The sequence below is a fragment of the Halobaculum rarum genome, assembly GCF_040025155.1.
In the GTDB taxonomy this organism is placed as follows: domain Archaea; phylum Halobacteriota; class Halobacteria; order Halobacteriales; family Haloferacaceae; genus Halobaculum; species Halobaculum rarum.
Map to the genome: position 1 here is coordinate 382,769 of NZ_CP157275.1, position 21,479 is coordinate 404,247.

Here is a 21,479-nt window from a genome sequence, read left to right on the forward strand (position 1 = left end):
ATGGCAGGTAACGACCCCCTCTCCGACGCCCTCGCCGGCCTCGACAACGCCGAGGACGTCGGTCATCTGGAATACACGGTCCAGCCCGCCTCGAACATCATCGGCTCCACGCTCGAAGTGCTGTACGACAACGGCTACGTCGGCGGCTTCGAGTTCGTGGACGACGGCCGAGCGGGAACGTTCGAGGTCGAACTAAAAGGCGCGATCAACGAGTGTGGCGCCGTCAAGCCGCGCTACTCCGTGGCCGCGGACGGCTACGAGAAGTGGGAGAAGCGGTTCCTCCCCGCACGCGACTACGGCGCACTCATCGTGACCACGAGTCACGGCGTCATGAGCCACTACGAGGCCCGCGAGGCGGGCATCGGTGGCCAGGTGATCGCATACGTCTACTGACAATGACAGAACGAACAATCGAACTACCCGAGGACGTCTCCGCCGACCTCGACCACCTCGATCTCACGATCGAGGGGCCGAACGGCTCGGTGACGCGCCGCCTGTGGTACCCGGACGTGAGCGTCTCCGTGGAGGACGACGCCGTCGTCATCGCGTACCCGGACGACGCGGACCGCAAGACGAACGCGACCGTCGGCACCTTCGCGAGCCACGTGGACAACATGGCCCACGGGGTCACCGAGGGATGGGAGTACGAGATGGAAGTCTTCTACGCTCACTTCCCGATGGACGTGGACGTCGAGGGCGACGAAGTCGTCATCACGAACTTCCTCGGGGAAACGGCACCCCGCCGCGCGGCGATCCGCGGCGACACCGACGTACAGATCGACGGCGAGGAGCTCGTCTTGACCGGCCCGTCCAAGGAGGACGTCGGGCAGACGGCCGCCAGCATCGAACAACTCACCCGCGTGACCGACAAGGACACGCGCATCTTCCAGGACGGCGTGTACATCACGCGCACGCCCACGGGTGATGTCTAAATGAGCGACGAGATCGACTCACTCGAGGACGTCTCCGGCGTCGGCCCGTCGAAGGCCGACGCGCTCCGCGAGGCCGGCTACGGGACCGTCGAGGACGTGAAGGCGGCCTCGCAGTCGGAACTGGCGGAGGTCGACGGCGTCGGGAACGCCCTCGCGGCCCGCATCAAGGCGGACGTGGGCGGGCTCGAAGTCGACGAGGAGGCCGACGCCGAGATCGAAGACGAGGAGCCTGAGGCCGACGAGGAGGAGGCCGAGGACGTCGAGACGGAGCTGCGCCCGCGCGGTCACGCGGACAAGACGCCCGACCTCGACGACGAGCGCGCCCGCGCGCTCGCCAAGAAGCTCCGCGAGTCCACGCCGCAGTTCAACCGGCAGGACTACCACAAGAAGAAGCGGATCCCGACCTCGTGGCGGCGCCCGCGCGGCACGCTGTCGAAGCAGCGCCGTGGCATGGGCGGGAAGGGACCGAAGGTCGAGGCGGGCTACCGCTCGCCGACGGCCGCCCGCGGCCTGCACCCGAGCGGCTTCGAGGAGGTCCGCGTGTTCAACACGGACGACATCGAGGGCGTCGACCCGTCGACGCAGGCGGTACGCATCGCCTCGACCGTCGGCGGTCGCAAGCGCGAGGCCATCGAAGACGAGTGTGAGGACCGCGAGATCCGCGTCCTCAACCCGACCTACGTCGAAGTGGAGGTTGACCAATGAGCGACCTGGCAGCACAGCGCCGGCTCGCGTCCGACGAACTCGATGTCGGCAAGAGCCGCGTATGGTTCAACCCGGAGGCACAGGACGAGCTCGCGGACGCGATCACGCGTGAGGACATCCGCGAGCAGATCGAACAGGGCAACATCCGCGCGAAAGACGCCAAGGGGAACTCCCGCGGCCGCGCCCGCGAACGCGACGAGAAGCGCTCGTACGGCCACCGCACCGGCGCCGGCTCCCGCAAGGGGAAAGCCGGCGGCCGGCAGAACTCCAAGGACGACTGGATCGCGCGAATTCGCGCCCAGCGCGCACGCCTCAAGTCGCTCCGCGACGACGGGCCCCTGGACAGCACGCAGTACCGCGAGCTGTACAACAAGGCCTCGGGCGGATCGTTCGAGGACGTGCGACGACTCGACTCGTACATCGTGAACAACTACGACGTAACACTGGAGGACGACTGATGGCGACCGGACCACGCTATAAGGTACCGATGCGTCGCCGCCGGGAAGTCCGGACGGACTACCACCAGAGGTTGCGCCTGCTGAAATCCGGCAAGCCGCGCCTCGTCGCGCGCCTGTCGAACAAGCACGTCAGGGCGCAGCTGGTTTCCCCCGGCCCCAACGGCGACGAGACACACGCGGCCGCGTCCAGCGAGGACCTCGCGGACTACGGCTGGGAGGCCCCCACGGCCAATCTCCCCAGCGCGTACCTGACGGGCTACCTCGCGGGACTGCGGGCGGTCGAGGCGGGCCTCGACGAGGCCGTCCTCGACATCGGCCTGAACACCGCCACGCCCGGGAACAAGGCGTTCGCGGTGCAGGAAGGAGCGATCGACGCCGGGCTCGAGATCCCCCACAACGACAGCGTCCTCGCGGACTGGTCGCGCACTCGCGGCGAGCACATCGCCGAGTACGACGAGCAGCTCGACGAGCCGCTGTACAGCGGGGAGTTCGACGCGGCGGACCTGCCCGAGCACTTCGACGAGCTTCGGGAGACTCTGACGGAGGAATTCGACAATGAGTAGAAACGGCGGATGGGAGCCGCGCACGCGGCTCGGCCGGAAGGTACAGGAGGGCGACATCACCTCGATGGAGCAGGCGCTCAACTCGGGGCTCCCGCTGAAGGAGTACCAGTTGGTCGACCAGCTCATTCCCGACCTGGAGGACGAGGTGCTGGACATCAACATGGTCCAGCGCATGACTGACTCCGGGCGTCGGGTGAAGTTCCGCTGTGTCGTCGCCATCGGCAACGGCGACGGCTACCTGGGGTACGCGCAGGGGCGCGACGACCAGGTCGGCGGCGCGATCCAGAAGGCGATCGAGGTCGCCAAGCTCAACATGATCAAGGTCGACCGCGGCTCGGGCTCGTGGGAGGACTCCGCCGGCGGAGTCAACTCCCTCACCCGGACGGCGACCGGCAAGGCCGGCTCCGTCGAGGTCGAGATCAAGCCCGCCCCGCAGGGGCTGGGCCTCGCGGCGGCGCCGACCGTCCGTAACATCCTCGAGCTCGCGGGCATCCAGGACGCCTGGACGTCCTCGAACGGGAACACGCGGACGACGGTCAACCTCGCGAAGGCGACGTTCAACGCCCTGAAGAACGCCTCGCAGGCGCGCACGCCCGACCGGGCGCGGCGCGTCCAGCGCGAAGCGGAGGGTGAGCACTGATGCAGGCGGTCGTCCAACTGCGCGGCGAGATCGACATGTCCGCCGGCCAGCGCGATACCCTGAAGATGCTCAACATTCACGCGATCAACCACTGCGCGCTGGTGCCCGAGGAGGACACCTACCGCGGGATGATCGCGAAGGTGAACGACTTCGTCGCGTTCGGCGAGCCCGACGTCGAGACGGTCGCGATGCTGCTCGCGCGTCGCGGCGAGCCCGACGAGGGCGACGCCGACATCGACGACGAGTGGGTCTCGGACAACACCGAGTACTCGGACGTCAAGTCACTGGCCGAGGCGCTGGTGGAGGAGGAGACGACCCTGCGCGAGCAGGGTCTCTCGCCCGTGCTGCGGCTGCACGCCCCGCGCGGCGGCCACGACGGCATCAAGCACGCCGTGAAGAACGGCGGCGCGCTCGGTCGTCACGACGACATCGACCCGCTCCTGGAGGCGATGCGATAATGACGAGCAAGAAGCGACGCCAGCGCGGCTCGCGCACCCACGGCGGCGGCTCCCACAAGAACCGGCGCGGCGCCGGTCACCGGGGCGGTCGCGGGAACGCGGGTCGCAAGAAGCACGAACGGCAGCTGTACGGTCCGCTCGGCAAGCACGGCTTCAAGCGCCCGCAGGGCGTGCAGGACGAGGTCGTCGAGGTCTCCGTCCAGAAGCTGGACGAGGACGCCGCCCTGCTGGCGGCCGAGGACCTCGCCGAGGAGGAGGGCGACGGCTACGCTCTCGACGCCCGCGACGTGGCCGAGGACGGTCACGAGGTGGACGTCGTGAAGGTGCTCGGCGGCGGGCAGGTCCGCGGGGAGCTGCACGTCACGGCCGACGCGTTCACCGCGGAGGCGCGCCGCCTCATCGAGGAGGCCGGCGGCTCCGCGGAGCTGACGGAGCGCGCCGAGCAGGCGCAGGCCGACGCCGAGGCGTCCGAGGAACAGTCCGACGCCGACAGCGACGACGACGAGTAGTCGCCGCCGTCACGACGGACAAAGCCGTTCACAACCGCACTTCTTCACACACCACGTCGCGAGCGACGGGTGCATCGTGTGGCCGCGCCGACGTGGACCCCCGCCCGCGGCGGATCGGCCGGGATCGGCCGCCGTCGGCGCCTCGCGGGGCGTTGCGCCCGCGGCCCCAATCGAAGCGTTAAGGTGTGCCGGCCAACCAGATGCACGGTATATGGGTTGGAAAGAGACCGCGGAACCCCTACTCACGCGGATGCCGACGGTCGAGCGTCCGGAGGGGCACGTCCCCTTCAAACGGAAGCTCGCCTGGACGGCCGGCATCCTCGTGATGTACTTCTTCCTCACGAACATCACGATGTTCGGGCTCGCGACGGGCGGGGCCGAGGGCGACTTCTACGGCCGGTTCCGGTCGATCCTCGCGGGGCAACAGGGATCGATCCTCCAGCTCGGGATCGGTCCGATCGTCACGGCGTCGATCGTCCTCCAGTTGCTCGGCGGCGCTGACCTGCTCGGCCTCGACACGGACGACCCTCGCGACCAGATCCTGTACCAGGGGCTCCAGAAGCTGTTGGTGGTCGTGATGATCTGCCTGACGGGCCTGCCGATGGTGTTCGCCGGCAACTACCTGCCGGTCGACGGGCAGCTCGGGACGTCGCTGGGCATCGGCGCGGGCGGCATGCGGACGCTACTGTTCGCGCAGATGTTCGTCGGCGGCGTCCTCATCCTGTTCATGGACGAGGTCATCTCCAAGTGGGGCGTCGGCTCCGGGATCGGCCTGTTCATCATCGCGGGCGTGAGCCAGCAGCTCGTCGCCGGGCTGTTCGCCGTGCCCGCGCTCGGCACGCAGGTCACCGGCTTCTTCCCCGCGTGGTACGGCATCATCACCGGGAGCATCGAGCTGGACCCGTTCGTTCAGTCGCTGCTGTTCGATCCGGGGAACATCCTCGCGCTGTTCACTACGGTGCTCATCTTCGGAGTGGTCGTGTACACCGAGTCGGTGCGCGTCGAGATCCCGCTGAGTCACGCCCGCGTGAAGGGCGCTCGCGGTCGCTTCCCCGTGAAGCTCATCTACGCGTCCGTCCTCCCGATGATCCTCGTTCGCGCGCTGCAGGCGAACATTCAGTTCCTCGGGCAGATCCTCAACAACTACGTGAACCTCCCGGCGTTGGTCGGCGTGTACTCGCAGGGCCAGCCCGTGAGCGGGCTGTTCTACTACCTCGCGCCGATCCAGTCGCGACAGGACTGGATGTGGTTCTCGGGGGCGTTCACCGTCAGCGCCGAGCCGTGGCAGATCGTCCTCCGGGTGCTCGTCGACCTCACGTTCATGATCATCGGCGGCGCCATCTTCGCGGTGTTCTGGGTCGAGACGACCGGCATGGGGCCGGAGTCGACCGCCAAGCAGATCCAGAACTCCGGGATGCAGATCCCCGGCTTCCGGAAGAACCCGCAGGTCATCGAGAAGGTGATGGAGCGGTACATCCCGCAGGTGACCGTCATCGGCGGCGCGCTCGTCGGCCTGCTTGCGGTGCTTGCGAACATGCTCGGCACGCTCGGGGGCGTCTCCGGGACGGGCCTCCTGCTGACGGTGTCGATCACCTACAAGCTGTACGAGGAGATCGCCGAGGAGCAACTCATGGAGATGCACCCGATGATGCGCCAGATGTTTGGAGATTAAGGGTACCCACTGGGGTCCCCAACTTTCCAAGCATTTACACTAATTCTCGTCAGCAGTAGTGGCGAGGAATGGCAAACCGGAACCAAGTCCCGCTCAACGTCCGCGTTACACCCGAGAAAAAAGAGGAGTGGAAAACCTCGATCAGTAACGACGAAACGCTTGCAGGCGTCGTCCGTCGTGCAGTGGATCGGGAACTCAACGACGAGTACGTCCACGTAGACGCCGCTGACCACCTCGACGGTGGCGACGATATCGATTTTAGCGAGGTAACTACCGATCTCGATTCACTCTCTGGGCAAGTCGAAGCGCTCCAGCGTGAGCTTGACGATGCACTCACACCCGGGTCAATGCCACCGGAAGAGCAGGTAAGCGAGGTGGCGATGCAAGCACTCGCGCACATCCCGCGGTACAGTGATTTCTCTGATAACGTGCGACGAGAGATCGATTCGAGGGATATGGATCGGCTTCAGGGTGTTAAGACTGCGGTTGAAGGTCGGCAAACAGGAGTAGACGGGAGTGCGCAAGCAATCGCGTTCAAAATGGACGACGACGAAAGCGAACTCATCGTCCGTCAGGCTCTCATCTACCTAGAGAACCGGACGACAGAGAAGGTCCAGAGTATGATTGCTGGCGGGACACGACACTGGGTGAGAGACGTATGAGAGACGACAAAGGCAGGTACGTAACACCAGAGGACAAGGAGCTTAGCGAGGAGATGGAAGAGCTCCGAGGGCAGTACCTCGCATCTCTCACGTCACAAAAGACCGGGACGAGCGACCGGACGTGGGACACACGTCGAAGGGAAGTCGGGTATTGGCTACAGTTCTGTGACGTCAACGGTATCGACCCGCTCGCAGCTGAGGAGTCCGACGTCCGTGGGTATATCCAAGGCATCACGGATCTCGCAGACACGACGGTTCACTCCTACTTCACATCAGTCCAATCGTTTTACTCGATAATCACGAATGACGCTGCAGACGATGCGCTCGAACTCGTCAACGAAGGCGGGCACCCCTGTGATGGGATCAGTCTCAAAGACGATTACGGCATCAGTAGAACAGCCGAGTACAAGCGGCAGAACGTACTCTCTGCGCACAATATTGACAACGCACGAGACAACGACGACGTCATCGCCCTCCGCCCGGACGCGGTCGAAGAGCTGTTCGACGCTGTCCCTGGGAAACGCCGTGAAACCCAGCTACGGAACGAGGTAATCGTCCGTCTCTCCTGGTACACAGGGGCTCGCAGCGTCGAACTGGCGAGTATGCGGATCGAGAATATCGACTGGGATATGTGTACAATCAACATCAAGTCCGCCAAAATCGACGCTCGTGAAAACCCCGGGCTTGCCCGCCGGAATGTCGTATTCCCGGAAGAATTCCGTCTGACACTCAGACGGTGGTGCGAGCGTGTCAGGCACGCATTCTCCGGCGCAGTCACACCGGAAGAGGGCCGAATCTTGTGCACGACGCATAATGATGAGATGCAGCCAGCGGACATCAACGACGTAATCAAGCAAACCGCACGGAACGCTGGGCTACAGCGACCGTTGCGGCCCGCTGACCCGGGGCCAGAGGATACGGTTGAGGAGTGGTTCGTTACGTCACATCGACTACGGCGAAGCGCGATTAGCTACTGGGTTAACGACATCGACACTATCGATATCAACCAAGCCAGGCTCTTAGCAGGTCACGCTCAACTCTCACAAACCATTGACTACGTCGAAGACGACAGCGATTCACTCGTAGAAGATTATCAGCAAGGAATACTGCCCTAGAGAGCATCAGCAAGAGACGCTTCTCTCCCCAGTAATGGAATCGTAGAGTCTTTGATAATGAGGGCTGGTTAGCGATCCCCGCGACGAGTGGGAGACAGTTCTTTGAGTACCACAATATCAAGCGCTTGGTCAACAATGGATCTCTACTCCTTACAGCGATTCAACACAGCCGGGTGAATCCACCTGTCAGAAGTTATTGAAAGACTCGGGGGGCGGAACTGAGTATCACCTCTGCTGCGTAGCCTATGCTCTCGGTCCGACGGTCGAAGCAATCTACAACAGCCTCGAATAGTGCCTGCTCGCAGATCTCCTGAATCGTCGCTTCCACGTCATCACTCACATCGCACGTCATATAATCGTCGATCAACACAGACGACACTTCGTCTGCTGGAGTGGACATGGCATTTTGGTGCGTGGTCCACGCAGTACTTCCGGTCCATCCAGCGTCCCCGTTCAAGATGTCTAACCTAACTGAAGTCTTCGCCGCAGACCGCCAACGGCCGACGAGCCCCTCCGCGATATCGCCAGCAAATCGGACAAGGGTATGGTAGGGTTCAGCTGATTGCTCAACCTCATCATGAGCGTCAATCACGTTAAGCGCCTCTCTACAAATATGAACCGCAACACGGTTCTGATCAAGTTCCAGCGCATCAGTCCCAAGTCTCTTACCGCTTTCTGTGACTGTTAGCCCAGTTGCACCACTAGCCTCGGGCCACGTTTGGACTGCAATCCACTCATGGTTGACCTGTATTAGGTGCTCTGTCACATCCCGGTCCGAGTCGTACTCACGGATGTGAACTTGAACGTCAAAGTCACAAGCCTGTTCCGGGTTGCTGTGTTTGAGCGCTTCTCTAGCTTTGTCTTCTATTGTGTCGAAGCACGAGCTGCCCTCACCGCTTCGTTCTGTGCGTCCGTCAACTTCTGGATTGTCCTTTTGCGTCATTGGTATTGTGGATAGCCGCTGTCTGCACCGTGAACACGCGACGTCCGTTGACACGCTGCCCCCGCGTCAGCAAGGAGCTATGAGTACAGATGCGTGGAGATTCTCGGGTGTCGCTTGCTGAAAAATAATAATGGGTCACTTATAAACACTTGTCCTGTAGGGACTTTCAACAAAGGCTTCCTAGTGTCTTCCAGGATTGGCTAGCTGGCCTTCTTAATAACTGTTCACCGACTTTCTAAATAGGCTAATTCAAAATTGGCTATTCTCAAATTCTCTAAGGTGCTCTATACGACCAAGTAGACGCACAGATTCTCTCAGGGAGTGACATCCTCCCCGCCCCACTCGCTCACTGTTTACCGGTTCGACCTCCGAATACGGACATTAGCCAGAAGAGAATGTCAATCGTCTCCGGGGTAGTCGGATTTCTCGATGATTTCCGCTGCGATATTTCGTACGTGTTGCTGATGAGAAATCGAGGCCTGTACGCTTTGGGCCGCGTCGAGTTGATCGTTGACGACCACGTTCTGCTGTGGCCCCCATTTCTCCGGCGGCTCTGATTTGATGTACTCGACCCAGCTCTTGATGCCCTCGAAGCGCTGCTCGCGGTTGCGTTCGTGCTTTGCATCGAGGTAGTCAGGCGTGTTTGAGTCGCTCATATTCGGCTCCGACGTTGAGTCGCGTTATCCACTCTTCGAGACGGGACACACTAGGGCTTTTCCTCGAACAGCGTATACAGGTCAACCGACTCGGGGCTTGACTCCGGGGCGGTTCACGGTCTGTCTCAACCTTTCTGCTTACAGACCTTTAACTTTGACCGGCGGTTTAGTTACAGCATGTCGGGGAACTCTGAGAGTCAGGCAGAAGGGGGTGAGCAGCGAGACCAGCCGAAACTTACTGCCTTCGTTGAGAGGACTTGCCCGGTCTGTGGCCGCAAATACGGCGAGAACGGTTCCGAATGCCATCCCTCTTCCGTGGTCGAATTCGAACGACGCCTCGCTACACAGAACTGGTTACTCACCGCACAGCGACCTCCCGAGACGCCTCCCGGTAAGTCTCCCGTCGTCGGGAGTGACCGCGTCTCGTTCGAACCCACCTACCTGGCGGTCAGGCCACTCATCCAATCTGAATCTGACCAGTTCGACGCGTACGTCTCGGATACACCATACCAGATCACGGATCAGACGTGGATTGCGTCGGTTTACCGTCGGTACCTGTCCGAGACTAATGAGATAGTTCCGGGCGTGCTGGCCGGGATTCGGGCCAGCGAGGATCGGATTACACGAAGAGGGGTCGAAGTCGCTCCAGCGAGGGTATTCGCCCACCTGGTGTTCCTTGATCAGTGTGGATTGCTTCCACGATACGATTCGCTCGTTCGAGGCGGGGAACGGAGTCTCAGTGAGATCTGTGCGGAGTACTACGACGTGCGACTGTCCGAGCTGGAATCCGAGTGGGTAGTGAAACGTCGTGTTGACCGCTCGAAGGTCTACAGTACGACGCCAGAGTTCCGACAGGCGTGGGACGTAGAGTTAGTGAGCGGTTCGTCGATCCAGAGTACTCACCCGCACTCGGACCACAAACCATTCGACGGAACAGCGGTACTCGGCGACCATCGTGACCACAACCTGGTGGTTCGAAGAGCGAAATCTGAACTGCGCGGTTTACCAGACGTTGACTGGGCGGTCGCACCGCACATCATCTACTCCCATGCTGACTACGATTGCTCCGATGATTCCTCATCGAGGCCGCCGGTACTCGGATTCGACGTCGCCGGGTTTGAATACACGGTTGATGGACAGCGAATGCGATACCTGGGAGTCGTAACTGATTGGAATGAGGATCCGTTCGAGGTCTACTTACAGATCGCCCAACTCGGCGAGACAGCAGCGACCGGCGTGGTTGTCTTCCCAAACCGAGAGGAGATTTACGACTTCCTCCAGTACCTGAAGACAGCCGAACTAGACCGCGATCGCGGTGTTCTCCCTGAAGAGCGCGACGAGTACTCGTCGGTTCCGAATGTCCAGGCGTTACACGAACAGATCCTCAATGAGGTGCCACTCCTCGATGGGATTGCGTTGCTTCCCCGTCGGAAATTCCTAGATGAGGGATTCGACACCCTCGCTGACTTGGTCTCTGTTCCAACCTATGCTTGATCTGGACGCTTCCGACGCCAATGTAGCACGAGCGGTGGTGTTGCCACTGGACTGCTCACGAAAGCAGTTGAAGCACTTGCTGTCCCTGTCCGGCGAGTCCGAGACGCCATTCGGGAAGCGACTCGATGAGTACTGCGTCGAGGCGTTGAAGGGAACGGGGAGTCCCGAGGATCCGCCCGTTGTGGAGTCCATCCACGAGATCGCCACGTTTGCAGCGCGTGCTGCTGTCCGCATCGAATTCGCCGATCCGCTTCCCGGAACGCATCACTACACGCAGTTCCCCGAACACAGTTCGGAGCGTCGGATGATGACACATCCGTTCCGGAAGCATCCTGGCCTCTCCCGATTTACACGAGATATTCGAGACCACTACGTCTACAACGTCCTCTACATGTTCCAGAATCTGCTACCTGAGGGACTACAACGTGAAATCGTTGCCGCGCTCTTCGCACCAGATTCCGAACGGAGGGCATCCACACCGAAACGACCGGCGCGAACGTACTACTCTCAGGACGAGTCGTTGAGGACGCTCCACTCTCGATACGCGAGTCGGGTTACGCAGTGCGAGGGTGGATACGAGATACCGTTCACTGAGGTGACTGCACGGACATTTATCGAGCCTGTAGACGACCGGCTGTACCTCCCCTCTCCCGATCTTGACGAGCTCCCGCCGCTCTCCAGACGAGGTGATTCCCTCTATATTCCAGAGGAAGTGGTGTTGGTTCGCCTCGCCAACTATGCGTGGCACGGCTGGTATCGATTAGTGAGTCTCGCTTACCAGACCCTTTCCGACAGCGACATCCAACGATACGTCGAAACAACGCCCCGCGTCGCTGAGACGATTCGTGACCACCTGGATTTGCGGAAGCCGAATCGGTCGTTCGTTCCGTATTACGGCGCAGCCTCTCAGAATCCACTCGTAGATCCGAGTTCGCGGGACACGATATCCAGACCAGATAAACGTCTCGTCACGGTCGCAGATACCATTCGTGCGAGTTCGACGCTCAATTTCGACGAGCCCATTTTCCTCCCAGAGTTGTTCGACGAGATCTGCGAGTTCTTTCCGTCTCCTGCAAGACCCGGCAACGACGTCTCCAACAAGCAAACGCTCAAAAATGCATTAGAGAGTGCGATTGATGACCGATTCGACACCACTGAGATGATCGCTTCCTACGAGATACCTGCACCTATCCCCACCCCGTTCGCCCCACGCACAAAAATGAGCTCTTGGAAGCAGTACCGGCACGAACTCGCTACGTTGACCGAGGCATCTATCGATATTCCTGACTCACGGAGCATCTTACCGTTCCTTCCCGAGTCGTTGCAACCCAGTACGTCGTCGGAGTACGCAGCATCGCAACAGCAGGCAGAGCAGGCAGCGGTGTCGATGCCGAGAGACGACGCTCCCCGAGTAATGTCCGTCCAACCGCTCGTCGATCCGTCCGATATCGAGGATTTGACCGCTCATGAAGTCCTGTTCCTTACGCGGGTCGGCTTAGCGATGGAGCGCCGAATCGGGACGTATTCGCTGACCGAGAGCATGGCGTCGTTCCGGGACACACCAGCCGGATCGGAACTCGATATCGACGTCGCACAGCTCGAAGACCGCGGCGTTCTCTCTCAACCCAAGGCCCCTCAGACGTACTATTCTGTCCCCGGATCGGTGCGCAAGCAACTGGGGATCAAGAACGTCAGCCACGACGGCTGGGGAGAGCGAGCTCCCTCCGAAGGGACTCTCCACCGGGTCGGGATAGATCTGCTCGCGTTTCTCGTCGCTTCCCGGCAGGACGTTGACCGCGTCGTCCGGTACTGCGATGCTTGGCGACTCCAGCCGACCGATTGTTGGGACGCAGTTTCGCATCTGGAGACGAAACGCCTCGACGTGGTCGGGTTCTCCCAGGGTGATCCGACCGTCATTGGCGAGGTCGAAACGAAGACTGGGGGTAAAGCAGGAACACAGGGGACGATGGAGAAACTCCGCTCGTTCCCGGAGCGGATAGATCGCTACTTCGTGACGCCGAGTGGAAAACACCTGCCTGCGATCCTGTCACGGCTCTCCGACATGGAACATTTCGACGTCGAAGTTAGCAAACGCAAAGAGGATGGGTACCGGCCTGCAGAGGTGCGTGAGGTACTCACCGAATCCGGGGCGATCAGTACTGTTTTCGACGAACTCCTCACGTACTACAACATCCGGAGACGGTTGCCTGACCAAAACGAGATGAGTGAGTGCGCGGATCGTATCGTCGGCGCAATCTGACCAGAAGTGTACTAGTACAGATAGGTATTTAGCACGTTTTCCCAATTCTCAGAACACGTTTAGATCCATTCTTAGCAGATTTGCCGTTCTCTAATCAGATATCAGTGAGCAGTGTACTCAGACGAATATTTGGGGGTTCTAACCGCCTCTTAGCACGTATTCGTAAAATGGTGGGGGACTACACTGAAGAGTGTACCTCGACGCACCCCGGGAAGATAGCAGCAGTAAGAAAACGTGCTAAGGAAGTCTCTCATTCGATGAGAGCTCACTCACCGAAGCCATCACTACCGGTATAATGTCTCCGTGGATGGCCCGCATGTAGTCACTCCCGCAGTGGATTCTGGATGGTGTGGAAGTAGGTGTGTTAGTTATTATTTTATTGAAAGTTCTGATGCGCAGAATCGGAGGGGTAAATTGTCGTGTAGATTCGAGAGATGTGCATCCGATACCGGTCGCGGTGGCCGTCAATGGGGAGCTTTTCCTTGTCTCCACGACCGCGTCCCGGGTACGGGGTATCTGCTAGGTAGCCGAGATTCTCCTTGCAGATCCGCTCGGTCTTCTCATCGGCGACGTCGAGGAACTCGCTGGCTTCGTCACCGAGCAGGACGTCGTACTCAGACATCCGAGAGAGGCGTCAACTCATCGCTGTCTGCCTCCTCCAACTTCTGGAAGCGCTCTTCCAGGTTCTGTCGCCGCCGCTGTTGCGCGAGTTGCTTCAGCAGGTCGTCGTACGTCTGGCTGGGTTCCTTTAGCTCGTGAAGCTCTTTCCGCGTTTCCTCTGTCACCGGGATGCGCTTGTCTGCCGACATAGCTCTGTACGGACGTATAATACTGATAGTCCTAACAATTACTCCCACGTTGTATCTCGTTGAATATGATCAAACCCTCATTCCCTCGCTGCCGACAACAGTCCCTCCGCGATCAGCGTCCCGTCAGTGGTCTCCACCCGATATACTGACTCTGTCCCTATCGACTCGACGGCGGTGACGGTCGTGTGACCGCCGATCCGTCGATTGCCGACGAACGACAGTCGCTTTCGATAGACCTTGGGCCTAATCTCCATCAGGTGTTCGAAGACTCGCCCTGTCTCTCGCCCTGGCGTGAGTCGCACCTTATCCGAGAACTCACCGCGTTCGCCTTCGTCGTGGCTCCATTCGTAGCCGAGGAGGTCGAGGTACTCGCACACCTTGTCGAATATCGGGCCTTCGTACTGGCAGTAACCCAACTCCTTGCCTTTCGGGAAGGTACCATCGGTGTCGAACATGCCGGCCAGCCAGCCGCGAGCGAAGTCCTCGTCGTTCGCTGGGTGGTTCGACCGCAGATCGTCGCGGATGAGCTTGTCGCTTGCGCCGGGTGAGACAGGCATCGTTGCCGTGTCGTTGTTGCCGTTGTAGCTTCGCTGTTTCAGTGCGAGGCGGTATTCCGGGGCGACATCCGCGGCGTATTCCACGACGGCTCGGCCCACTGCTTCATCAACTGAACTGACGTACGAACCGGTGTTTCGCGGGTCCTCACTGCGGTCTTTGTAGCCCGGGACACTCCCGTCTCCGGCGAACGCGCCCATGAGATAGCCGCGCTTGTAGGCGTTGTTCTCGTCGTAGTCATTTGGTGGTGCGAACCGGAAGACGTGATCGTCGGGTTCCAGCTTCTCGGCGTCGCGGAACATGGTTTTGTTCCACTTCTTCACGAAGAGCGGGTGCGTGGCGGCGACGTCGATCTCGGCGTCGGCAGTCGTGACTCGTAGCGTTTCTGTCCGGGTCGTTCGGATATCGGTCACTCGGCCGGTACGGTACATCCGGTAGCGGTGGTCTGTAGGGCTCGCGTCGAACGTGACAACCTGCTGGCCGACGTAGAGGGAATGAACGGGTTCCCAGGTCAGATCGGCTGTGAGAACCCGTGGTGGGCGCGCGTCGGTGTTCGCCAGCATACTACCGGCCTCCGTCGAGGAGTGCGTCGAGTCGGTCCCGGATGATTGACGGCGACAGTGGTTCCGCGGTTCGGTCGCTGATTGCGCCGAACGTTTCGACTGCGGTGGTGATCGCGGTTGGGTCATCGACGTCGGTTTCGCGCGCGAGGAGCCACGCGTAGCAGGCGACCTGTACCCGGTAGCGATGGCGCGTGTCGGCGTTCGGCTCGGTGAGTGCGATCTTCGTATCGGTGACTGTGACGGTGCCGTCGGGGTGTCGGAGGACGAAATCGGCTTGTCCTTCGAGTTCGAATTCGACGTCGTTCCGTCTGACGTGGCCACGGAGGCGTTTTTCCACGTAGACGTCGTCTGCGCGTTCCAGTTGCCTCCACAGGTCGGATTCGACGACGTCCGGCAGTACGTCCTCGGTGAGAAACGCGAGCAATCCGTCTCGCTCGGCGTCGGTTGCTGGTAGACCGTGCTTCCGCAACTGGTCGTCGATGATCTGTTGAACTTCATCGTTCACGGTACGGAGAGCGGTTGCTGACACGCCGTTTTGCACGGCGGTCGTGAGAACGCTGTGGACGAACGTGCCGACGTCCTCTGTATCGAATTCGTCGAGGGTGAGCGGCAGCTCGTCATCGACCGTGTCGGTGTCCGTGTGGAGTGGCCGGCCTTGGAGGTGGTCGAGTATGTTCGCCGCTGGTTCTTCGGAGAGCGGGTACAGCGTGCTCGGACGGAGGATTCGCGGGACGAGGCTGGGGAGACGGTTTCTCTCCGGCGGGGTCGTCGCTGCAAACGGTGGTCGGGTGGTTGCATCGTCGCGGGTGGGCTGTCCGGTGAGCGTGTCGACGGAATTGACTGCGACGTCGATGGATCGCTCCCTACTGTCCGGTGCTTCGACGTCGGTGGGGTACGTTCCAGCACCGGGCGTCCCGTCGAACCCGAGACCGTCACGGATCGATTCGAGCCAGCGATCCCGAGGGCGTTCGGGTCCGGGAATCTCGCGTGGGAGCGGGACGACGAGATGATTCCTGGCCCGGGACAATGCGACGAACAAGAGCCGCCAGGATTCGGCTCGCGTGAGTCGAGTCGCCGTCTGGACGCGGTCGTGACCCGCGAGTGTAGGATTGGAGGGCTCGGGTTCGGTCTCGTCCGTCCAGCGTTCGCTGGCCCACCGAAGGCCGACATCGAAGGGGTACGGTGTCGAACCGATCCGACTGTCGTCGCCGGGGTCGTACAGCCCGCCCGCGTAGACCGAGACTGACTCCACACTTGGCGTGGTAGCGTGTTCCGGCGGTGCGAACCCAACCATCGACCCGGTGGCGACGAGGCGCTGGCTAACTGGCCCGTGTTTATGCAACGGGAATCCGACGTCGGCGAGGGCGACAACGTCGCTCTCGTCGCCCTTCATCTGGTGAATCGTCTTGAACACGACGTCGTGATCGTCAGTATGGACGGGCTGGGTCGGGCCTGTATGAGGGTCGTCACGGTACTGCGTCAGCACGTCCGTCAGGTCGCTGAGGCCACTCAGTGACTCGGTCTCCCACTGCGTCACGAGTTCAACAAGCTTGTCCAGATTTGCGACGCGCTGGGCCGGCGCAACCCTAGGAGCAACATCGTTGGGATCGGCTCGTAGTGCCAGCGTGTCGATGATGTCGGCGAGGCTGACCGCGGCTGACTGACGCCTGAACGTCGCCCGCTGTTCACGGAGACGATGGAGTCGGTCGAGGACGTCGCGTTGTTCGGTGGATGTCTCGCTCGTAGCGGTGGTACGGACGGCGTCGAGCTGCCAGTCGTGTGCCTCGAAGGTCGCTTCGAGTGTGGATAGTCCGAGTTCGGATTCTGTGACGAGCGTGCGCGTGTGAACTGTGTCGACAGAATCTGCGAGCCACTCGACGACGTCGATGGCTGCCGTGACGGCAGGGCAGTCGAAGAGATACGCCGATGCGTCGGCGACTGTGAGCCCCTCGGCCTCAAACGCCTGCCGGTAGCGATCCATGTGTGTACGCCACCGGAACAACACCGTGACATCAGGGTCGTCGGGGGCGTCTTCACCTGCTCTCTCGGCCTCGCTATCGCGGTGGTGGAACGTGCCGTCGGCGAGACCACATGAGACGTACGTTGCTAAGATACCGGCTTCGCCCTTGCCGTGGTCCGGGGCGATGTATGGGATCGACCCGGGAACGGCGGCGGTATCGAACGCGGCGATGTGAACACTCGGCCCGGGGTTCGGGTCGCGGGCGGCGTTGAGATGCGGGTATGTGACGTCGAGGGAACCGATATCGCCACGCAGAGGGTCGGTAAGACTCGGCTCGGAAATCTCGTTGATTGCGGCGGCGACGTCGGGCGTGCAGCGATACGTGGTGGCCGCCGTCTCGGTCACGTGTGTGTCCCAGTCGATGCCTAGGTAGCGCCCTTCTTCGACGGCGCGTTCGAAAATCCCCGGATGCGCATCCCGCCACACGTAGACGGTCTGGCGGAGATCACCGGCTGCCAGGACGCGACAGTCCTCGGTGACGATCTCCGCGAGCGCGTCGTGCTGGAGCTGGGAGATGTCCTGCGCCTCGTCGATGATGACGCTTCCAAGGCGGTCCTGATACCGAGACAGCACTCGCTCCCGTTTCTTCGTCGTCGCGGCATTCGTGCCGAGAGTCCCCGTGAGGAACTCCGTGACGAGGTACGAGCAGTCCGTGTGCGAGATGACGCCGCGCTCGCGGGTGAGCCGCTGGTACGTCTCGCGGTACCCGTCGAGGAGCGTCTCGAAGGCGTCAACCGTCTCGATCCACTCCGTGTGTATCTGCTGGTCGGCGGCGACGAGTTTCTGCCGGTCAGATTCATCTATTGACCGGCACGCCTCCGTTGCTGCTTCGGTGCCGACACAGCGAGCGAGTGCATCGGCGATGTCATCGAACGACGCCGTCTCTCCTTCTTCATACACGGCCCCCACGGTTGCACGGAGTTCGTCGGTGAACTCCGCCGTCGTGAGCCGTCGTGATCGGCAGTGGTGGAGGGCTTGGCGCAGGAGGTCGGTTGGGCCGTCGTCGTACTCCCCCGGTGGATAGGCGACTTCGACGACGTCGATGGCGTCCGCGTACGCTGGGTCGGACACGAGTTCCTCGTAGCAGTCAGCGTGCAGGCGAGTGAGTTGCCCGTCGTTGCCGACGTCGGGCATCTCTGCGAATCCGACCTCGGCGACGAACTCTCCGAGGATACGTCGGAAGACGCCGTCAATCGTCCCGAAAAGCGGCGCTCGCCTGACGCGGTCCACCAAGTATTCGATGTCGTCCTCAGAGACGGCTGCGGCGACCGGCGACAGGTCGTGTTCGACGAGTTCTCGGAGGCGTTCGATAACTGCTGGCACGAAGTCGGCGGCGTCATCGCGGGTGAATGAGACCACGCAGAGATGCTGTTCGGGTGTTGAGTCGCCGGCGACGTACCGGCGCAGAAGTTCTTCTGCTGCGACGTGCGTGATCGTGACCGACTTACCAGCCCCCGGGTTACAGTTCAGGACGTACAAGCCGGTGTCCTGGTCGAAGTAGGCGTCCCGGATTCGTTTCTGTGCGTCTCGTAGTTCGGTCGGTTCATCGCGGTCAGTCGTGTCGTTGTTCGTGTTGGTGCTCTCAGGCATCGGGTGTCACCTCCGGTGTCGCTGACGTCTCCTCAGGAAGCATCGATTCGATCTCATTCGGCAGCGCTCGGTCTGCACTCAGGATTCGCTGGCGAGCATCACGGCTGATGGGTTCGACGTCGATGTGGTCGAGCAACGGCGACCGTGTCTGTTGACTCCCATCGACGTCGCGCACGTGGCGTGTGACGATGAGCGCCGTCGTGGCTGCGGAAATTGTATCGCGGAACTGGTCGAGGTCACGACCGCCGAGCCAGGCCGCCCGTGGGGCCAATCGTTCTGCGGGGCCGTCACCGGCGAGGATCGCGTGCTGGAGTTCCGACGGCATGGTGCTGGTCGCACGTGTCGGCCACTCGCCATCGACGAGCCCCACAGCGACGACGTACGGAATCTCGCGTGCCCAGATATCGTTCGCCTCCACGATATCGAGTGCCCGCGCGTTCGCGTGTTCCCGACGCCCCGGCCGTTGTCGTGCGAGCGACTCGCACATTCCGTGGACTGCTGTCCACGATTCGTCCGTCCACTCGTCTGCTAATCGCTGGCTGTACTTGCTTTCGACCTGTTCGACGAGCGTCTCCATCCGAACGGTCGCACGCGCCCCCGTTTCGGTCTCCAGCAGCGCCGGCGAATCCGTCGCCTGTCGCTCAGGTACTACTGTTTCCCGATACGATTCGACCACACCACCGAGAACGTCAGCAACAGCTGTCGGCGTCGGCTCCGGATCACGAGCGACCCACTCGACGTATTCGACCACTCGCCGGTCTGCCCACGTTGCCTCGTCGATGAGCGAGTTCCACGCGTGGGCGGGACGCGACTCTTGTGGGAGTCGGTGAACTGTCTCTGCGAGCACCTCGGCGGGAAGCGGCCATTCGTCAGTCGCCTCCTGCGGTGTCCACCCTACCTCCAGCGGTCGGAGGAGGAGTTCCCGATCCGGTTCGGCGGCGGCGAACAACTCACAGAGCGAGGTTACCAGCCGATACAGACCAGTTTCGACGAGGTCGATCTGCGTCCAGAACACCGGCGTAACGCCGTGTCGAATCGCGGCCCGCGTGAGCGGTTCCTCGTAGCTGTCCAGATCGCGGGCAACGACGGCGATGTCTCGAACGGGAACGCCGCGCTCCCTGAGCGCAGCGACGACGGCCATCGCAGCCCGAGCTTCCTGATAGCGGATCGTCGTCTCGATCTCCGCAACCGGAACGTCCGTGTCCAGATTCGGGGCATCGAATCGGATCGGAGACGGCGTGTCAGTCACGTAACCACCACCTGCCCCGGATTCGGTACTGACCACACGTCGGCGAGCCGCTGTTCGAGAAACGGCCCGGTTCCACGTCGGAGATAGAGGTGGGCTTCGACATCACACCGCGACATGATAGCGTTGAACAGATCGACCAGTGTCGCAGGGACCGTGCTCAGTCCGACCAGGGCGATCCGTTCGGCTGACGGATATGCTTCGTCCCACGCCGAGCCGTCCGTGTCGATCACGGTCCGCGTGGCACGACGGATGAGCGCACCATCTGACGGGGATTTCTCGGATCGACGTCGAAGCGCCCGCTCCACGGCAAGCGTCACGTCAAGAAGGTCGCCCGCATCGACGTCGATGGGCGACGGAGTCGATTCGACGGCCTGCCGAAACGCGTGCATCCGGACGGGATGGTAGTTCGTCGCCACTTCGAGTTCTCGCCGCGCCTGCTCGACGTCGTCCCCGCTCTGCGCCGGCTCCCCACCGAACACCAACCGGAACCGTTCGGTCGCCTCATTCTCTCCGCTCAGGATATCCCCGAGTAGTGCGAGCCGATCAACACGGTCCAGGGCCTTCGAGGACTTGCCCGCCGTCTCCAAGACGTTCGAGGCGACGACTGTGGGCCCGGCAAACGCGAACGCATCCAGCGGTAGATTCGCGTCTGTGAGGCGGAGCTTCAGATTCCGCCTGTGGAGTTCCACCGGGGCGATGACGACGGTCGATACGTGACTGGCGTGGTCAGCCCAGCCGAGAAGCGATTCGACGTCGCCGACGTGAACGGTGACAGATTCAGGGAGGGCGTCGGACGCTACAAACTCCGAGGCCATTCTCACTCGCCCGCATCCTCCGCGGGCGTGTAACACTCGGTCGTCACTTCCCGGATCAACCGGGCGAGTGGGGCCGTCGCAGCTGTCGGCTTGACGAGTTTCGACCGAGAGTCGTAACGCGCCGCACCGAGGTCATCGAGCGTGTCCAGATGGTTCTGAACCAGACCAACGTACACCCGCGAGCGCTGTTCACCAGTTACTTTGCTCGGATCTACTGCGTTCTCGCGGGACGCGATTTCTACTGAGAGTTCGTTCGCGTCCACGCCGTCCTCTGAGCGGTCCACCGAGAGGATCACCCGTCGGCGTCGGCTGTTCGAAACCGCCTGGAAGACGTCCTCCGGACTCATCGGTATCGCACGCCCGCAATCGACATCGGTCATCGTCGCCCCCGAGCGAGAATCTCGCCCCGATTCGTCAGCACGACCATCTGCCGATCCGAATCACCGATCAACTCCGCGTACTCCTTCGATTCAAGTCGGTCGAGAAGCTGGTCGAGCTCGGCTGCACTCCACTGGGTTTCGATTTCGAGATCGCGGCGGGTCGTCGTGCCAGCGGTCTCGTATGCGTGTTCGATAATCTGGACGAGCGCGAGGTCGTTGGCCGGCGTGTCAACCCCGTCTTCAGTCCCCTGAAAGACAGAGTTATCACTCGCGGCGCTGTTGGTGTCAAATGCTGTCATAACCTGGCAGCGTAGTCTCCGGTGTCACATCACCGGGGGCGCTTTCAGCCGACTAAGCGTACTGTCTAGACTATAAAAGATATTTGTATTCTTAGTGAGCGAAGCGGCAGAGAAACGCGACAGACGTCCTAC

General features: G+C 61.5%; 23 protein-coding genes. 13 read left to right on the forward strand and 10 right to left on the reverse strand.

The features are described 5' to 3' along the window. The 11 genes from ABJD39_RS02020 to ABJD39_RS02070 all read left to right on the forward strand — a co-directional run bounded on the left by ABJD39_RS02020 (position 1) and on the right by ABJD39_RS02070 (position 7,714). Positions 1-393, forward strand: coding sequence for a 30S ribosomal protein S8 (locus ABJD39_RS02020; protein ID WP_348611447.1), 393 nt, complete (start codon positions 1-3; stop codon positions 391-393). A gap of 2 nt (positions 394-395) precedes the next feature. Next, positions 396-932, forward strand: a complete 537-nt coding sequence (locus ABJD39_RS02025; protein ID WP_348611449.1) for a 50S ribosomal protein L6 — start codon at positions 396-398, stop codon at positions 930-932. Beyond that, positions 933-1,637 carry a 50S ribosomal protein L32e gene (locus tag ABJD39_RS02030; RefSeq protein WP_348611451.1) on the forward strand — a complete coding sequence of 235 codons (705 nt, stop codon included), beginning with the start codon at positions 933-935 and terminating at the stop codon, positions 1,635-1,637. Beyond that, complete coding sequence (locus ABJD39_RS02035; protein ID WP_348611454.1) at positions 1,634-2,095, forward strand: 50S ribosomal protein L19e; 462 nt, start codon at positions 1,634-1,636, stop codon at positions 2,093-2,095. The genes ABJD39_RS02030 and ABJD39_RS02035 overlap by 4 nt, the downstream gene beginning before the upstream one ends. Continuing rightward, positions 2,095-2,658, forward strand: coding sequence for a 50S ribosomal protein L18 (locus tag ABJD39_RS02040; protein WP_348611456.1), 564 nt, complete (start codon positions 2,095-2,097; stop codon positions 2,656-2,658). The genes ABJD39_RS02035 and ABJD39_RS02040 overlap by 1 nt, the downstream gene beginning before the upstream one ends. Further along, positions 2,651-3,298, forward strand: coding sequence for a 30S ribosomal protein S5 (locus tag ABJD39_RS02045; RefSeq protein ID WP_348611459.1), 648 nt, complete (start codon positions 2,651-2,653; stop codon positions 3,296-3,298). Before ABJD39_RS02040 ends, ABJD39_RS02045 begins: the two co-directional genes overlap by 8 nt. Next, positions 3,298-3,756 carry a 50S ribosomal protein L30 gene (locus ABJD39_RS02050; protein WP_348611462.1) on the forward strand — a complete coding sequence of 153 codons (459 nt, stop codon included), beginning with the start codon at positions 3,298-3,300 and terminating at the stop codon, positions 3,754-3,756. The genes ABJD39_RS02045 and ABJD39_RS02050 overlap by 1 nt, the downstream gene beginning before the upstream one ends. After that, the gene (locus ABJD39_RS02055; protein WP_348611464.1) at positions 3,756-4,265 is read left to right on the forward strand and encodes an uL15m family ribosomal protein; all 510 of its coding nucleotides are present in this window, start codon (positions 3,756-3,758) and stop codon (positions 4,263-4,265) included. The genes ABJD39_RS02050 and ABJD39_RS02055 overlap by 1 nt, the downstream gene beginning before the upstream one ends. Before the next feature lie 211 nt (positions 4,266-4,476). Then, entirely contained in the window at positions 4,477-5,937 is a 1,461-nt protein-coding gene (secY, locus tag ABJD39_RS02060) for a preprotein translocase subunit SecY (protein ID WP_348611467.1), read from the forward strand. Between the two features lie 68 nt (positions 5,938-6,005). Next, the gene (locus ABJD39_RS02065; protein ID WP_348611469.1) at positions 6,006-6,599 is read left to right on the forward strand and encodes a hypothetical protein; all 594 of its coding nucleotides are present in this window, start codon (positions 6,006-6,008) and stop codon (positions 6,597-6,599) included. Beyond that, entirely contained in the window at positions 6,596-7,714 is a 1,119-nt protein-coding gene (locus tag ABJD39_RS02070) for a tyrosine-type recombinase/integrase (RefSeq protein WP_348611472.1), read from the forward strand. The genes ABJD39_RS02065 and ABJD39_RS02070 overlap by 4 nt, the downstream gene beginning before the upstream one ends. Before the next feature lie 193 nt (positions 7,715-7,907). Here ABJD39_RS02070 and ABJD39_RS02075 read toward each other — a convergent pair whose 3' ends face one another. Next, on the reverse strand, positions 7,908-8,657 hold the full coding sequence (locus tag ABJD39_RS02075) for a hypothetical protein (protein ID WP_348611474.1): 750 nt from the start codon (positions 8,655-8,657) through the stop codon (positions 7,908-7,910). Positions 8,658-9,055: 398 nt separating this feature from the next. Continuing rightward, complete coding sequence (locus ABJD39_RS02080) at positions 9,056-9,313, reverse strand: hypothetical protein (protein WP_348611477.1); 258 nt, start codon at positions 9,311-9,313, stop codon at positions 9,056-9,058. A 177-nt stretch (positions 9,314-9,490) separates the two neighbouring features. Between ABJD39_RS02080 and ABJD39_RS02085 the strand changes: the two genes are divergently transcribed. Both ABJD39_RS02085 and ABJD39_RS02090 read left to right on the forward strand, forming a co-directional pair. Further along, positions 9,491-10,807: a hypothetical protein gene (locus ABJD39_RS02085; protein WP_348611479.1), complete on the forward strand. Its 1,317-nt coding sequence runs from the start codon at positions 9,491-9,493 to the stop codon at positions 10,805-10,807. Further along, a complete protein-coding gene (locus tag ABJD39_RS02090; protein ID WP_348611482.1) occupies positions 10,800-13,067 on the forward strand; it encodes a hypothetical protein in 2,268 nt (755 codons plus the stop codon). The genes ABJD39_RS02085 and ABJD39_RS02090 overlap by 8 nt, the downstream gene beginning before the upstream one ends. 376 nt (positions 13,068-13,443) lie before the next feature. Here ABJD39_RS02090 and ABJD39_RS02095 read toward each other — a convergent pair whose 3' ends face one another. The 8 genes from ABJD39_RS02095 to ABJD39_RS02130 form a co-directional block, all read right to left on the reverse strand. After that, positions 13,444-13,689, reverse strand: coding sequence for a type II toxin-antitoxin system RelE/ParE family toxin (locus ABJD39_RS02095; RefSeq protein ID WP_348611484.1), 246 nt, complete (start codon positions 13,687-13,689; stop codon positions 13,444-13,446). After that, the gene (locus ABJD39_RS02100) at positions 13,682-13,876 is read right to left on the reverse strand and encodes a hypothetical protein (protein ID WP_348611486.1); all 195 of its coding nucleotides are present in this window, start codon (positions 13,874-13,876) and stop codon (positions 13,682-13,684) included. The genes ABJD39_RS02095 and ABJD39_RS02100 overlap by 8 nt, the downstream gene beginning before the upstream one ends. Positions 13,877-13,953: 77 nt before the next feature. Then, on the reverse strand, positions 13,954-14,994 hold the full coding sequence (locus tag ABJD39_RS02105) for a hypothetical protein (protein ID WP_348611489.1): 1,041 nt from the start codon (positions 14,992-14,994) through the stop codon (positions 13,954-13,956). Position 14,995: 1 nt separating this feature from the next. Beyond that, positions 14,996-18,604, reverse strand: coding sequence for a UvrD-helicase domain-containing protein (locus ABJD39_RS02110; RefSeq protein ID WP_348611492.1), 3,609 nt, complete (start codon positions 18,602-18,604; stop codon positions 14,996-14,998). After that, on the reverse strand, positions 18,597-19,853 hold the full coding sequence (locus tag ABJD39_RS02115; RefSeq protein ID WP_348611495.1) for a hypothetical protein: 1,257 nt from the start codon (positions 19,851-19,853) through the stop codon (positions 18,597-18,599). The genes ABJD39_RS02110 and ABJD39_RS02115 overlap by 8 nt, the downstream gene beginning before the upstream one ends. Next, a complete protein-coding gene (locus ABJD39_RS02120; RefSeq protein ID WP_348611498.1) occupies positions 19,850-20,674 on the reverse strand; it encodes a hypothetical protein in 825 nt (274 codons plus the stop codon). Before ABJD39_RS02120 ends, ABJD39_RS02115 begins: the two co-directional genes overlap by 4 nt. Further along, positions 20,671-21,015, reverse strand: coding sequence for a DUF7344 domain-containing protein (locus tag ABJD39_RS02125; RefSeq protein ID WP_348611500.1), 345 nt, complete (start codon positions 21,013-21,015; stop codon positions 20,671-20,673). The genes ABJD39_RS02120 and ABJD39_RS02125 overlap by 4 nt, the downstream gene beginning before the upstream one ends. 29 nt (positions 21,016-21,044) lie before the next feature. Next, positions 21,045-21,347, reverse strand: coding sequence for a hypothetical protein (locus ABJD39_RS02130; protein ID WP_348611502.1), 303 nt, complete (start codon positions 21,345-21,347; stop codon positions 21,045-21,047). Positions 21,348-21,479 lie beyond the last annotated feature (132 nt).